Source organism: Demequina sp. B12 (genome assembly GCF_028823635.1).
Taxonomy (GTDB): Bacteria; Actinomycetota; Actinomycetes; order Actinomycetales; family Demequinaceae; genus Demequina.
Genome location: NZ_JAPEHU010000002.1, coordinates 178916 through 193430, shown reverse-complemented (window position 1 = coordinate 193430; position 14515 = coordinate 178916). Strand labels below are relative to the sequence as shown.

Annotated in this window: 13 protein-coding genes; 5 read left to right on the top strand and 8 right to left on the bottom strand. The window is 64.9% G+C overall.

Annotated elements, in window-relative coordinates; translation table 11 throughout:
* Genes ON058_RS05385 through hrcA form a run of 3 tightly spaced genes read right to left on the bottom strand, consistent with a single transcriptional unit; the run spans window position 1 to window position 2950 of the window.
* Window positions 1–792, bottom strand: a complete 792-nt coding sequence (locus tag ON058_RS05385) for a 16S rRNA (uracil(1498)-N(3))-methyltransferase (protein WP_274668008.1) — start codon at window positions 790–792, stop codon at window positions 1–3.
* A gap of 5 nt (window positions 793–797) precedes the next feature.
* Window positions 798–1937, bottom strand: a complete 1140-nt coding sequence (gene dnaJ, locus ON058_RS05380; protein ID WP_274668007.1) for a molecular chaperone DnaJ — start codon at window positions 1935–1937, stop codon at window positions 798–800.
* Window positions 1934–2950: a heat-inducible transcriptional repressor HrcA gene (gene hrcA, locus ON058_RS05375; RefSeq protein ID WP_274668006.1), complete on the bottom strand. Its 1017-nt coding sequence runs from the start codon at window positions 2948–2950 to the stop codon at window positions 1934–1936. The genes dnaJ and hrcA overlap by 4 nt, the downstream gene beginning before the upstream one ends.
* Before the next feature lie 291 nt (window positions 2951–3241).
* Between hrcA and ON058_RS05370 the strand changes: the two genes are divergently transcribed.
* Both ON058_RS05370 and ON058_RS05365 read left to right on the top strand, forming a co-directional pair.
* Window positions 3242–3718 (top strand): DUF4870 domain-containing protein, encoded by a 477-nt coding sequence (locus tag ON058_RS05370; protein ID WP_274668005.1) that lies wholly within the window; start codon window positions 3242–3244, stop codon window positions 3716–3718.
* 99 nt (window positions 3719–3817) lie between these two features.
* Entirely contained in the window at window positions 3818–4297 is a 480-nt protein-coding gene (locus ON058_RS05365; protein ID WP_274668004.1) for a DUF4870 domain-containing protein, read from the top strand.
* Window positions 4298–4443: 146 nt separating this feature from the next.
* Here ON058_RS05365 and hemW read toward each other — a convergent pair whose 3' ends face one another.
* Together hemW and lepA are read right to left on the bottom strand one after the other, a co-directional pair.
* Window positions 4444–5640, bottom strand: a complete 1197-nt coding sequence (gene hemW / locus ON058_RS05360; protein ID WP_274668003.1) for a radical SAM family heme chaperone HemW — start codon at window positions 5638–5640, stop codon at window positions 4444–4446.
* A gap of 2 nt (window positions 5641–5642) precedes the next feature.
* Window positions 5643–7496, bottom strand: coding sequence for a translation elongation factor 4 (gene lepA, locus ON058_RS05355; RefSeq protein ID WP_274668002.1), 1854 nt, complete (start codon window positions 7494–7496; stop codon window positions 5643–5645).
* 141 nt (window positions 7497–7637) lie between these two features.
* Here lepA and ON058_RS05350 point away from each other — a divergent pair, with 141 nt between their 5' ends.
* From ON058_RS05350 to rpsT, 3 genes are all read left to right on the top strand, one after another.
* Window positions 7638–9302, top strand: a complete 1665-nt coding sequence (locus ON058_RS05350) for a bifunctional diguanylate cyclase/phosphodiesterase (protein WP_274668001.1) — start codon at window positions 7638–7640, stop codon at window positions 9300–9302.
* Window positions 9303–9306: 4 nt separating this feature from the next.
* Window positions 9307–9942, top strand: coding sequence for a type II toxin-antitoxin system PemK/MazF family toxin (locus tag ON058_RS05345; protein WP_274668000.1), 636 nt, complete (start codon window positions 9307–9309; stop codon window positions 9940–9942).
* A gap of 83 nt (window positions 9943–10025) precedes the next feature.
* A complete protein-coding gene (gene rpsT / locus ON058_RS05340) occupies window positions 10026–10286 on the top strand; it encodes a 30S ribosomal protein S20 (RefSeq protein ID WP_274667999.1) in 261 nt (86 codons plus the stop codon).
* Between the two features lie 74 nt (window positions 10287–10360).
* Here the strand turns inward: rpsT and holA are convergent, their stop codons facing one another.
* From holA to ON058_RS05325, 3 genes are read right to left on the bottom strand one after another with little or no spacing between them, the layout of a single operon-like run.
* Window positions 10361–11341: a DNA polymerase III subunit delta gene (gene holA, locus ON058_RS05335; protein ID WP_274667998.1), complete on the bottom strand. Its 981-nt coding sequence runs from the start codon at window positions 11339–11341 to the stop codon at window positions 10361–10363.
* Window positions 11342–11345: 4 nt separating this feature from the next.
* Complete coding sequence (locus ON058_RS05330) at window positions 11346–13751, bottom strand: ComEC/Rec2 family competence protein (RefSeq protein ID WP_274667997.1); 2406 nt, start codon at window positions 13749–13751, stop codon at window positions 11346–11348.
* Window positions 13748–14512, bottom strand: a complete 765-nt coding sequence (locus ON058_RS05325) for a ComEA family DNA-binding protein (RefSeq protein ID WP_274667996.1) — start codon at window positions 14510–14512, stop codon at window positions 13748–13750. Before ON058_RS05325 ends, ON058_RS05330 begins: the two co-directional genes overlap by 4 nt.
* Window positions 14513–14515: the final 3 nt, after the last annotated feature.

Genomic DNA, 14515 nt, shown 5'->3' with positions numbered 1-14515 from the left:
CTAGCGTAGGCCCCCGGTCGTCCCTGCGTCTGCCTGGCTTCCACGGCTCCACGCCCCCCTCACTGCCGCGAGCGCCGCCATAGCGGCCGGACCGGCACTGGAGGCGCGCAGGACATGGGGTCCGAGCACAACAGTGCGGGCTCCGGCCTCTTCAAAGGCCTCGCGTTCCTCGGGAGCGATCCCGCCCTCGGGCCCCACGACGAGCCACACGTCACGGTCCAGCGGCACATCGGTGAAGTCGGTGAGCGCGGTGTCACCATCTTCATGGAGCACGAGAACGAGCGTGCCGGCCTCGACTTTTTGCCCGATGCGGGACGCAAGTTCCTTGGTCGACATCACGTTGGCGACGGGGGCGATCAGTGCTCGCCGAGACTGTTTGGTAGCCGCCATCACGACCGACTCCCATTTGGCCCGGCCCTTATCCGCCTTGGGACCGCGCCACTGGACAATCGACCGCTGGGCGCTCCACGGCACGATGCCGGTGGCACCCAACTCGATGGCGGACTCGACCGCCTGTTCGTCACGACCGCCCTTTGCCAGGGCCTGGACGAGCGTCACTGGCGCGTCACTGTCAGTCGAGACCGCATCGACCTTGATCTCCATCAGGTCGCCAGCGGCAGAAACGATCACACCCGAGGCGCGCAGCCCGGCACCGTTCACGACGTCGACTCGCTCGCCGCACTCACGGCGCTGAACCGTCACTGCATGCCGTGCCTCTGCGCCTGTCACCGCCACGACCGACCCCACGGTCGCCGCAGCCAGCTGTGGGTTGACGAACACCGGGGCACTCATACGGTTCAGCGTCCCTTGAAGTGACCGCGCAGGCGGGAGAACACTCCGCCACCTAGAGGGGCCAAGGTCGCCTCAGGCATCTCCTCACCACGCAATGCGGCAAGCTGACGCAACAAGTCAGTCTGCTCATCGCTGAGGTCCGTGGGGGTGTGCACGTCCAGGTGGACATGCAGGTCTCCACGGCCTGCCCGTTGCAGACGCCCCACGCCCAAGCCCTTGAGTTTGACGGTGCTGCCCGCATGGGTGCCCTGGCGAATCTCGACAGGCTGAGGCCCATCAAATGTGTCCACGTCCATCTGAGCGCCCAACGCCGCAGCAGTCATGGGCACCTCCAGGGTGCAGTGCAGATCGTCACCTCGGCGTTCGAACACGTCGTGCTGCTTCTCACGAATCTCGACGTACAGGTCACCCTTGGGCCCGCCTGCAACACCCGCATCCCCACGCCCAGACAAGCGAATCCGAGTGCCTGTCTCGACACCGGCGGGGATGTCAACCTTCACCGTGTGGCGTGAATGCGTGCGACCCTGCCCCGAGCAGTCACCGCAGGGCTTCTCGATGATGGTGCCGTAGCCGCCGCACGCGGGGCACGGCGAGGTCGTCATCACGTTGCCCAGAAGCGAACGCGCCATCCGCTGCACCATGCCGGCGCCGTTGCACTGACGGCACTGCTGAGGCTGAGAGCCGGGAGCACAGCACGATCCGTGGCACGTCTCGCAGACATCGGCCAGATCCACCTGGATCTCCCGAGACACACCGAACACTGCTTCCTTGAGGTCAATAGTGGCCTGCACCAAGGTGTCACCGCCACGCTGGGTCCGCGATGCAGGACCACGCTGCTGCTGGCCGCCGAACGGGCTTCCACCGCCACCAAAGAACTGCTCGAAGATGTCCTCGAAACCGAAGCCCTGCGGCCCACCCTGCGCACCGGAACGGCTTCCGCGCGGATCGACACCGCGGTCATACTGGGCGCGCTTGTCCGAGTTGCCGAGCACCTCATAGGCGGCAGCAACTTCCTTGAAGCGCTCTTCGCCCTCGGGCCCCGCGACGTCAGGGTGCAACTCGCGCGCAAGCTTGCGGTAGGCCTTCTTGATCTCTGCTTCGGACGCGTTGCGTTCCACGCCCAGCGTTCCGTAATAGTCGTTCACTCAGTCTCCACGATTCTTGACAGGTAGCGGGCGACGGCACGCACCGCGGCCATCGTCCCTGGGTAGTCCATTCGCGTCGGGCCTAGGGCACCCAGCAGTGACACGGCGTCACCGCTGCCTCCATAGCCCGCCGCCACGATCGATGTCCGAGAGAAGGCATCCTCCCCGTTCTCGGCACCAATGCGCACACTCACGTCGCGACCCTCGGCCGCCATTTCATGCAACAACCGCAACAGCACGACTTGTTCCTCAAGCGCGTCGAGCACAGGCCCAATCGCGTCCGTCTCAAAGTCGTTTGCCGCGCGAGTCAGGTTCGAAGCACCAGCGAACACGACACGTTCCACCGTGCCGCCGCGGGCTCCCGTAATCACGGCCTCCACGACTGGAGCCGCCCACTCATGCTGGCGATCACGCTGAAGCCACACCTCAAGCGCCGGCGCAAGCGTCGTAGGTGTCCGCCCCACCGTCACCTCATTGATGGCGCGAGCGGCGTCCTCGAACTCCACTTCCGTGACATCGCGACCCAACGTCACCGTCGACTGCTCAACCCGAGCATCGGCCGACACCACCACCACCAACGCACGGTCGACACCAATACGCACCAACTCCACACGCCGCACCTGCGACTCCCGCGGAGACGGATACTGCACCACCGCAACCTGACGCGTCAGTTGACTCAGCAACCGAACCGAGCGCTCCACCACATCATTCAAGTCGACAGCGTCCGACAAGAACGTGGTGATGGCTCGCTTATGTGGTGCCTGCAATGCTGCGCTCGCCACATGGTCCACGAACCGGCGATATCCCGCATCAGTGGGAATGCGACCGGCACTGGTGTGCGGCTGGGCGATCAGCCCTTCCTCTTCCAACGCGGCCATGTCATTGCGGATGGTGGCCGATGACACACCCAAATGCGCGGTGTCCGCCAACGCCTTTGAGCCCACCGGCTCCGAGGTGGACACATATCCTTCGACGATGGCGTGGAGTACCGCGCGGCGACGGTCTTCACTCACCGGGTCCTCCTTGCGCTGGGCCTCATGGCCCCGCTCTAGCACTCACAACGTTCGAGTGCTAATTCTAACGCGCACCCCCCATCCACAGCCAAGTGGCTCAACCTCGCGCATCTGCCCTGGTTGCGATAGGTTGGGAGTATTCCTGTGCATGCGGTCAGATTGAGATGAAGACCCATGCACGCGGAAGGCGTCGAGTGCGCTGAGGGAGAGATGTCACTTGCGTCATCAGATCCCCGGCGTCAGACTCCACGTCGATGGCCCAGCACTCCTACATCAAAGTGGTGAAACAGCATGACTGAGAACAACGCAACGCCTCCTCCCCCGCAGGACCCACAGCAGCCTCAGCAGCCTCAGCAGCCTCAGCAGCCGCAAGGCCAGCCAAACCAGCAGGCACCCCAGGGCCAGTACCAGCAGCCCCAGTACGCCGCGCCACAGCCCGTCAGTGAGGCAGACGAACGCACCATGGGTCTACTGACCCACCTGTCAGCAATCTTGATCGGCCTGTTCGGCCCGCTCATTTTCTGGTTGATCTACCGCGAACGCAGCGCCTACCTCAACGACCAGGGCAAGGAAGCGCTGAACTTCAACATCCTCGTCGCTATCGCATACGTCGGCGTCAGCATCCTTGCCGTCGTCACATTCGGCATCGGCTCAGTGTTGTACCCCGTGGTCTGGATCGGCGCGCTCGTGTTCCAGATCATCGGTGGCATCGCCGCGAACAAGCACGAAAACTACCGCTACCCGCTGAACTGGCGCATCGTGAAGTAACCCGGAGACGCCCCTGAGGCGTCACCCGAGGGATGTCAGGGTCCCGCATCAGCCCCATGGCTGATGCGGGACCCTTCCCTTTTATGCGAGCCTTCACATATGACTGACAACACCCACCTCCCACCGCACCCGGGCAGCCCTGCATCCACCGGCTCACCCACGCCAGACAGCGGCTACTACCCGGGCCCCGCACCCGTCGCGGCACCCCAGCCCATGCTCGAGTCGGACGCTCGCATGTGGTCGATGTTCATCCACATTTCCGCCGTCATCGGCGTCGTCATCTCCGCGAGCTTCTTGGGGTTTGTCGCCCCACTGGTGATCTGGCTGATCTTCCGCGAACGGAGCGCGCTCGTCGATCACCAGGGACGCCAGCAGCTCAACCTGCAACTCACCGGCCTCATCGTGGGTGTCGCAGCCGTGGTGTTGGGGGCCATCACGTTCGGCATTGGCTTCCTGCTCACCGGACCCGCGTGGGCCGCGTACTGGGTTTACTCGATCGTGGTGTCAATCATCGCCGGCGTGAAGTCGAACAGCGGCGAGTACTACCGGATTCGCCTCGCCATCCCCTTCTTCAAGTAACACCCGTTCCGAACTGACGGACGCCCAGCACAGGCACACCGCGACACGCCGCGCCCCGGGCCTCAACTCACCGGGTTTCCGTCAGTTCGGAACAGCCACGCCGCGCAAGGCGTCAGCATCCTCACAAGTCCAGCCAGGCGTGGGGCTCAGGTCAGCGCACGCACCACGGCATCGGCCAGCAGCCTCCCCTTGAGCGTCAACACCAGCCGGCCTGCCAAGGCCGCACGTCCGTCAACAAGCCCATCGGCCATGAGTTGCGCCACCTGCCCCGGACGGAGCTCAGGAAGGTCAGCGACGGCAATCCCCTCGCGCAAACGGATCTGCAACATCACCGTCTCCAGGTCAAGGTCCTCCTGCGTGAGCGGTTCGCGTTCGGCCGCGGGGCTGTCGCCAGCATCGAGCCTGGCCGCATACGCCCGCGGGAGTTTCACATTCCACCACCGCTCCGCACTCACCGGCACCTCGCCAACCACCCGAGGCCCCAGGTACGAATGTGCGCCAGGCCCCACACCCCACCAGTCCTGCGACGTCCAGTACGCCATGTTGTGTCGGCAGCGCTGATCGTCCGAGATCGCCCAGTTCGACACCTCGTACCAGCCGTAACCAGCCTGAGCGAGGCGCGCATCGGCCATCTCATACATGTCGGCTTGCGTGTCGAGGTCGACGGCCTGGATCAGGCCTCGCTTCAGTTGGCCACCCATGCGCGTACCGGGCTCAATGACCAGCGCGTAGGCGCTGACATGGTCTGGCTGTAGCGCGAGTACCGCATCGAGCGAAACTTCCCAATCCGCGAGCGTCTCCCCCGGCGTGCCATAGATCAGATCAAGACTGACCGCAAGCCCGGCCTCCCGCGCCCATTGCACCGCCTTCGCGACGTTCTCGGGCTGGTGTGTGCGCTCCAATGTGGCAAGCACATGAGGCACCGCCGACTGCATCCCCAGACTCACCCGGGTGAAGCCCGCCGCTGCCAGCGCAGCCAACGACTCACGCGTCACGGAGTCCGGGTTCGCCTCGGTGGTGACCTCCGCATCGGCGGCCAAACCCCAGGTCTCCTTCACCCCCGTCAGCAACGCCACGAGCGCCTCGGCGTCAAGCATGGTGGGCGTACCGCCGCCAAAGAACACGGTCCGTGCGGGGCGGCGGTCCCCTGCCATGGACTGCGCGGCCAGGGCCATCTCGGCGAGCGCGGCACTCACATAGTCCGAACGGGAGGAGAACTCGGACTCGCCCGGCGCATACGTGTTGAAGTCGCAGTATCCGCAACGCACCGCACAAAACGGCACGTGAATGTACACCCCAAAGTCGCGCTGGTTTGCGTTCGGGGCGGGTGACGCTGGAGTCACTGCTACTTCTTCTTGCCCTTGTCTGAGCCGTCGTCCGACGTGCTGAGCGCCGCGATGAAAGCCTCCGGCGGGACCTCAACAGAGCCGATGTTCTTCATCCGCTTCTTACCGGCCTTCTGCTTCTCGAGCAGCTTGCGCTTACGGGAGATGTCACCGCCGTAGCACTTCGCGAGCACGTCCTTGCGGATGGCACGAATGGTCTCGCGCGCAATGATGCGTGCACCGATCGCTGCCTGGACTGGGATCTCAAACTGCTGGCGGTCGATGAGGTCCTTGAGCTTCGTCACCATGCTGACGCCATAGGCGTACGCAGCATCTCGGTGCACGACCGCGCTGAACGCGTCCACGGCCTCGCCCTGGAGCAGGATGTCGACCTTCACCAGGTCAGCACTCTGATCACCAGCGGGTTCATAGTCCAGCGAGCCATAGCCACGCGTGCGTGACTTCAGTTGGTCAAAGAAGTCGAACACCACTTCTGCCAACGGCAGCGTGTAGTGCATCTCGACGCGCGTCTCCGACAGGTAGTTCATGGTGCCCATCTGCCCACGACGTTCCTGGCACAGTTCCATCACCGTGCCAATGAACTCGCTGGGCACCAGGATCGATGCTTCGACGACGGGCTCACGCACCTCAGAAATCTTGCCTGCGGGGAACTCGGAGGGGTTGGTGACGGTGACGATCTTGCCGTCCTCCATCTCCACCTCGTACACGACGTTCGGGGCAGTAGAGATGAGGTCGATGCCGAACTCCCGCTCCAGGCGGTCGCGCACGATCTCAAGGTGCAGCAGTCCCAAGTATCCACAGCGGAAGCCAAAGCCTAGAGCGACTGAGCTTTCGGGCTCATAGACAAGCGAAGCATCGTTGAGCTGGAGCTTGTCGAGCGCATCACGCAGCACCGGGAAGTCAGAGCCATCGAGGGGGAACAGGCCCGAGTACACCATGGGCTTGGGGTCGCGGTATCCACCGAGCGACTCCGCGGCACGGTTGTTTGCCTGGGTGACGGTGTCGCCTACCTTCGACAAGCGCACGTCTTTCACGCCGGTGATGAGGTAGCCCACCTCGCCCACGCCCAAGCCCTTGGTCGGCTTTGGCTCCGGGCTAATAACGCCGATCTCGAGCAGATCGTGGGTCGCGTTCGTCGACATCATCGCGATCTTCTCGCGTGGCTTGAGCGAGCCGTCGACGACTCGCACATAGGTCACGACGCCACGGTAGGTGTCGTACACCGAGTCAAAAATCATGGCGCGGGTCGGAGCATCAGCAACACCCACGGGGGCCGGAATGTCCTGGACCACACGATCAAGAAGTGCCTCGACACCGAGCCCCGTCTTGCCGGACACACGCAAGACCTCGTCCTCCTCGCAACCAATGAGTTGCGCGAGCTCCGCAGCGTAGCGGTCCGGGTCTGCGGAGGGCAGGTCGATCTTGTTGAGAACGGGAATGATGGTGAGGTCGTTCTCCATCGCCAAATACAGGTTGGCGAGGGTCTGGGCCTCGATACCCTGCGCCGCATCGACCAGCAGGATCGCACCCTCACACGCTGCGAGCGACCGCGATACTTCGTAGCTGAAGTCGACGTGGCCAGGGGTGTCGATCATGTTGAGCGCGTAAGGGGTGTCTCCCACCTGCCACGGCATGCGCACCGCCTGCGACTTGATGGTGATGCCACGTTCGCGCTCAATGTCCATCCGGTCCAGGTACTGGGCTTTCTGCAAACGTGCCTCGAGCACACCGGTGATGCCAAGCATGCGATCAGCGAGCGTCGACTTGCCATGGTCGATGTGCGCGATGATGCAGAAGTTGCGGATGAGCTCGGGCGCAGTCGCTGCGGGCTCGATGCGGGTCGCGGCAGTCACGGTGGTGGGGGTTCCTTACATGTGTGTATGCGGGCCAACGAGCATTTTCCCACGTTCTGCAGTTTCTTCATGCCGTTGTAGATTCTGCCGATAGAAGTCCTGATGGCGGCGGACGTCCGCAATGGGTGGAGGATCGTAACGGTGGCAACGGACGACGAGCTCTTCCGGACGGCTTTTGCCGGCGGAGCGCTCGGGATGGCAGTGCTCGACGCAAGCGCCTGCCTTCTTGAGGTCAACCCCACCTTGGCGACCTGGCTTGGACACACTCCGCAGGACATGGCGGGATTGATGCTGTCCCACATCACGCATCCTGACGACTTGGGCCGCGATCAGCGGCTCCTGGACCGTCTGAAGCGCGGCATTGCCGGCCACATTCACACACAACGTCGCCTCGTGACCCGTAGCGGTGAGGTGGTCTGGACGCGCACCACCTTCTCCCGGGTTCCCGGTGAGCCGATGCGCATCGTCGCTCAAGTGGAGGACCTTACCGAGGCGCGGCGTGCGCAAGAGTTACTTGAGCACCGCACCCTGCACGATCACCTGACGGGGCTTCCGAACCGCGCGCTGCTGTTGGACCGTGCGACAGTCATTCTTGATCATCCTGCCCCGCGTGCGGCATGCATCTTCCTTGACATTGACGACTTCACTTTGGTCAATGAGTCGTGGGGACATGAAGCCGGCGATCGCTTGCTGCTGGAGATCTCACGCCGTTTGCAGATGGCTAGCCGGCCCGGGGACACCGTGGCGCGACTTGGCGGGGACGAGTTCGTGGTGCTCGCGCCGGGCATCGATAGCGCCGATGCTGTCGCGGACTACGCCACGTACCTTCAGGAAGCGGTCAACCGTCCGGTCGCGATCGATGGCCACGAGGTCACGCCGTCAGCGTCGGCAGGACTCACCCTTGCCGTTCCAGGGATGAGTGCTGAGGCATTGATTCGTGATGCCGATGTGGCGATGTCGAGCGCCAAGCGCAGTGGCCGCAACAGTGCGGAGATGTTCTCCGAAGACATGCGCCGCGACGCGCGTATGCGCTTGTCCGTGGAGTCAGAGCTGCGCGCGGCGCTTCGCGAAGGCCAGTTGCAGGTGCACTATCAACCGATCGTGGAACTCACGACCGGAGAGATCCGTGCCTACGAAGCGTTGGTCCGGTGGCTTCACCCTCAGCGCGGTTTGCTCATGCCCGAAGACTTCCTGGGCGTCTGTGAGGAAGCGAACCTGGTGGTGCCGCTCGGTGAGGTGGTGCTCCGTGACGCATGCCGATTCCTTGCCGACAGGCCAGGGTTTGACGGGCGAGTGCTCGTGAATGTGTCCGCGCAGCAGATCGGCGGGGCCGGTCTGGTGGAGGCCGTCCGAGACGCAATCACTGATGCGGGTATCCACTCCAGCCGGCTTGCGCTCGAGATCACTGAGACCGGAATGCTGCTGGCGACCCAGGCGACGCGCACCGAGCTCGACGCTCTCACCGAGCTGGGGGTCGAACTCTTGATTGACGACTTCGGCACGGGCTACTCGGCACTGTCGTCGGTGCTGCGCTCCCCCGTCTCAGGCATGAAGCTCGCCCGCGAGTTCACCTTGCGGTTGGGCGACGAGTCCACCGGAGACCGCATCTCCATCGCTATCTCGTCGCTCGTCGCAAGCCTGAAGATGACCGGAATCATTGAAGGCATCGAAACCGAGGAACAGCGTCGCCTTGCTATCGCGCACGGCTGGAAGCTGGCCCAGGGCTACTTGTTCGCTCACCCCAAGCCCGCGGCGCAGATCCCGCACGGGCTCGCGTGGGACTCTCCGTCTCACTCGCTACGCTGACCCTGTGGAAGCCCTGCTCGCAGTCCTCGCTGTCATCGCCATCGCTGGATTCACGCTGGTGAACCGGTCTCAGACGGGAGCACGCAAGAAGCCGTCGTCCCGCCCACCCCGAGGCAGCAGCCGATCCACGGGTCCTCGGACCCGTGGCCACGACGTCCGCTCGCCAGGACGCAGGAACGGCCACAGTGGACAACGGTCCGGGGGACGTGGTGTCGCCACGGCTCAGCCCCGCCCGTACCCGGGCGACTACACCGGGTACGTCACGGTGCATTACGACCCTCACCCCGACGGCCGCCCCGACCCAGGCGAGATTGTCTGGACCTGGGTTCCCTTTGAAGAAGACCACTCCCAGGGCAAGGACCGGCCCGTGCTGCTCATCGGCTACGCGGGCGAGTGGCTCGTAGGTCTGCAGTTGACGAGCAAAGACCACGATCTCGATGCCGCCCAAGAGGCCCGTTGGGGCCGGTACTGGCTGGACATTGGCTCTGGCCCCTGGGATCGCAAGCGCCGTCCCAGCGAGGTCAGGCTGGACCGACTCATCCGTGTAGACCCGGCAGCGGTGCGCCGCGAGGGCGCTATCCTTGACAAGGAACGCTTCGAGGCCGTCCAGCATTCGCTAAACGAAGTGCATCACTGGTAGCATTGTCGTTTGTGTGTGAGCGCGCGCTCGCGCTCCAGCCCTCTAAGTTTCGCAAGTTTCATCAACATTCAAGAAGGATCGCTGTGGCAAACATCAAGTCGAAGATCAAGCGCATCGGCACCAACGAGAAGGCCCGTCAGCGCAACGTCGCCGTGAAGTCCGAGCTGAAGACCAACGTGCGCAAGGTGCGCGAGGCCATCACCGCTGGCGACAAGGACAAGGCTGTTGCCGCTCTCAAGGTCGCCGAAGTCAAGCTCGACAAGGCCGTCTCCAAGGGCGTCATCCACAAGAACCAGGCTGCTAACCGCAAGTCGGCGCTGGCCAAGCAGGTTGCCGCGCTCTAACGAGCATTCGCTTTTCTCTTAAGGCCCCGTGACGCTTTGGCGTGACGGGGCCTTAAGTGTGTCCCCTGCGGGAGTTATCGGCTCGCCAGCCCAGCGATGGTGCGAACCGCCCGCTCAAGACTGAACTCAGGTGCGCGTGCCGCTCCCTTGATCTCGGCATCGGCCTGTGCCACCGCTTCGATCGCTTCTGCCAGCGTGTCAGCGGTCCAGCGCTGGAGTTCGCGACGTGCGCGATCCACTTGCCAGGGCGCAATCCCCAGGTCCTTGGTGGGGTCCAGGCGCCTCCCCCGTGCTGCACCCACCTTGGCAAGGACCCGCAGCTTTGCTGCCAACGCCGCGTTGAGAGGCACAGGATCGGTGCCCGTTGACAAGGCGTGGCGCAGCAATGCGAGCGCCTTCGCGGAGTCTCCCGCAACCGCAGCATCGGCCACTTCAAACGCTGTCGCGTTCACACGTGTGCCGTAATACTTGGTGATGGTGTCGGGCGTGACCGAACCGTCAACGTCCCGCATGAGCTGCTGGCACGCGGCCGCCAGTTCCGCCACGTCAGCGCCCACAGCATCAACGAGCGCTCGAACGACCTGGGCACTCACGGGCCGTTTGCCACGCTCGAACTCCCCTGCCACAAAGTCAGCTAGTTCGGAGTCTTTCTTCACCGCGGGACAGGTGTACTCAGGCGCACCCGACTTGCGAATCGCGTCGAGGAGACGTTTGCCGCGAACGCCGCCGCCATGGCGAATGACCACACAGACGTCAGGGTCCGCGGTGGCCAGGTATGCCAATCCATCCGTCAGAAACTCGTCGTTCATTGCTTCCGCACCTTCGACAACGACGATGCCGGCGGCGTCGAAGAGCGACGGGCTGGCCGCGGCCAACAGGGCGCCGCGCGTGTAGGCGCCGGCATCGAGGCGCGTCACCGCGGCATCGGGCCGTGCGGTCGTAATGCGTTCGATCGCCCGCTGTCCCAACACCGTTTCCGGTCCGCTGACGAGGACCACGGGGGCTGGCTTGGCACGAAACCACGTAGCTTCTGGGGCGCGATTGCGAGGTGGCATGGCACTAGCGTGCCATGCCAGTGTGACACCGCGAGGCCACGTGAGGTTGACCGCTGACGAGAATCACGTCACCGCACTGTGCCGTCACGAGCGGGGCGGCACCGCGGTCGGCATACAACGCAACGGTCTCGGCACGCGGGTGCCCGTAGTCATTGTCACGACCGGCGCTGTAGATGGCCCACGCCGCATCAATCTGACCGGCAAGTGCCGCAGACTGATGAGCAGAGCCGTGATGCGCCACCTTCACCACATCCACACTGACGCGCCCCAATGCGGCGGCAAGGCGGTCCTGTCCCCACGGTTCCAGATCACCCAGGGCAAGCACGGCGGTGGCGCGGGCCTGGGCATGCACCACAATGCTGGCATCGTTGTCCCCCGGCGCCACCGGGTCGCCCTCCTGCGCGCTCGGCAGCACCGTCAGGTGCACGTCACCCACCCGGGCTTCGACACCGTCCGCCGGTACCACCACGTCAACCCCGTCTCTCTCAAGTTCCGCTACGGCACGCCCGCCCAGCGCCACTGACGACACCCACGCGTTGTCCACGCGCGCCACCTCCATCACCTCTGCGACTGCACCGTCGTGATCCGCATCCGGGTGGGTGAGCACCAACAGTGGAACGGCGGTGACGCCATGGTCCTGGAGGCATCGCTGCGCGGCAGGCCCGTCCTCCCCTGTGTCGATCACGACTGCACTGTCAGGCCCGGCTCGCAGCATCATCATGTCTCCTTGTCCCACGTCGCACGCGACAACATCCCAGTCGTGCACCCGCACGCCAGTCCACCGGTCGAGCAGGGCTCCAGGCACTTGGAGACCGATGACGCTCACCGCGCAGGCAACGCCCGCGATACTGGCCGCAACGGTGCGCGAGCCAGCCATGGGAGCCAGGAGCCACAGACACGCGGCGGCACCCGCGCAGATCAGTCCCGCGGTGCCGGGCAGCCACGGCCACCAGGATCCGGGTGCCTGTGCCGCAGCCTCGGCAAGACGGGCGATGGGGAGGGCCGCCATGCCAGCAATGTGTGCCAACGCGTCAGCGAGACCCGGCCACCACAGCGATGTTGCCGCACACCCCAGACCCGCCAGCATGACAGGCAGGAGCAACGGAGCGGCCGCAAGGTTCGCCGCGACCGCATACGGATTGATCCCAGGATCAAACGACACCAAGAAAGGCAACAGCGCCGCTTGTGCCGCCACGGGGATCGATATCGCGGAAGCGAGCCGGGGCGTCAGCACGCGACTCAGCCGACGCGCGATATGGGGTGCGACCACCACGATCGCGATCACCGCGGTCACAGACATTGCGAAGCCGACTTCAGTCGCGACCCCTGGAAACACATGCATGAGCACCAGCACCGTGGCGCTCAATGCGGGCAGTGCCTGTGCGGGGCGTCCCAAGGCCAGCGCCACCCCCACTGCAAGCGCCAACCCGCACGCTCGCACGACCGAGGGCTGGGTGCCAACAAACGCGACAAACGTCGCGGCCGCCACGATGATCAGGCTCGCGCGTGCCCATCGGGGCGCACGGGTGCGCCGAGCGATCGCGAGCATGACGAGCGTCACCGTCGCGAAGTGCGCCCCGGAGACTGCAGTGAGATGGGCGAGGCCCGATCTACGCATGGCGTCTGTTTGCTCGTCGGGCATGTGACTGGTGTCACCGGTGGTCATTCCGATCACGAGTCCGCGCACCTCAGCGGGGAGGGCGCTGCTGGCCTCCACCAGTCCGGTCCGCGCTTGCGCAGGTACGGAGGTGGGTGCTTGAACGGTCGTAATCTCTGCGTTCCAGGCCACCGGGTCTTGGCGCGGCTGCGGCGTCGAGAACGATGCCAGCGCCCACACACGGGCCCCACGTCCGATGCGCGGCACCGAGGACGCGCCCGACGTAGCCGACGCGCCCGACACGGCTGCCGCGCCCGATGTGGCCTCCACCGCTAACACCACTGCGGTGCGGGCGGGATGCCATGTGGCCTGCTGATCTGCTGGGGTGTCTTCACCCTCATGCGCCACGTCCGTGGCACCGCATCTGTCCCCTCCGTGGACCCGCCAGCGGTCCACCCGTACCGGGATCATGGCCACTTCCCGGCCGGCAACATCCACGGTGCGCGGCGCATCAACGACGACCGCGTCTATACACACCGGACTCTGCCCCACACTCGCCACCCACGACGTTTGCAGTGCCTCATGCGCCGCTTGGGCTGCGGTGGCAGTCAGGGAACTCGCACACGCGACAGCCACGGTGAGTGCGAGTGTGGCAACACGGCCTCCTGTGACACCGGCGGTGACCCATGCGAGCACGCCGAGGCCGGCGCTCACTGCCACGACCGCCCACGTGGGGACACCTGTGGCCAGGAGGAGGATGCTCAACCATGCGGTCCCAGCGGCTGGCAGCAACCGCACGTCATGAGGAGTCATACAGTCGCGTGGGCGCGAAGTTTCTCCACGGTTGCGGGGCCGATCCCTGCCACACGTTGGAGATCATCCACGCTCGCGAAGGGCCCGCCAGTGTCGCGTTCGTCGCTGATGCGGGCCGCGATTGCCGGGCCTACGCCTGGCAAGCCCTGGAGTTCGTCGACAGTGGCGCTGTTGACATTGATGAGGCCACCATCGCTGGTGGCGGCGAGCGTCCCTGCGACGTCCGCGCCACCACCGGTCGCAGCGGCAGCGTGTTGTTCCCATTCGTCGTGCGTGAGGACGTGGATGTGTTCGCCATCGGTGACATGCCGCGCAAGGTTAAGAGCGTCAGGAGCGGCCTCTGGGGCGGCGCCTCCGGCTGCCTCCAAGGCATCGGCAACCCGCGCTTGAGCTGGCAAGACCACAAGCCCCGGCGCGGTCACGGCACCTGACACGAACACTACGACCTCCGGCTCAGGCGGCTCAGTGACGCTGAGCGTGGCGTAGGAAGGGGTGGGCGAGGGGCCCGATGCGTGCGACGGTTCGGTGGCCCGGGAGCCACCAGCGATGATCGCCCAGACGGCGCCGGCGAGAATCGCGAGAGTCACCACGATCGTGACGGCGACGCGTGGTTCCACGCTCCACCGGGCACCGCGGTGAACCGTATCGATCTCCCGCCCGTGTGCCGCTTCATATGCTCGTGCGGCGTGGTGAGCGGCAGTAGTACGCCAGGTGGAAAGCCCTGAGGGATCCTGGGAGGCAGTGGCGGGAGGTGGAGTCACATC

Bases quoted from the DNA above. Each gene is read 5' to 3' on its own strand.
- ON058_RS05385 (WP_274668008.1), bottom strand. From the start codon at position 792: ATGAGTGCCCCGGTGTTCGTCAACCCACAGCTGGCTGCGGCGACCGTG.
- ON058_RS05365 (WP_274668004.1), top strand. From the start codon at position 3,818: ATGACTGACAACACCCACCTCCCACCGCACCCGGGCAGCCCTGCATCC.
- ON058_RS05330 (WP_274667997.1), bottom strand. From the start codon at position 13,751: ATGACTCCTCATGACGTGCGGTTGCTGCCAGCCGCTGGGACCGCATGG.
- holA (WP_274667998.1), bottom strand. From the start codon at position 11,341: ATGCCACCTCGCAATCGCGCCCCAGAAGCTACGTGGTTTCGTGCCAAG.
- ON058_RS05370 (WP_274668005.1), top strand. From the start codon at position 3,242: ATGACTGAGAACAACGCAACGCCTCCTCCCCCGCAGGACCCACAGCAG.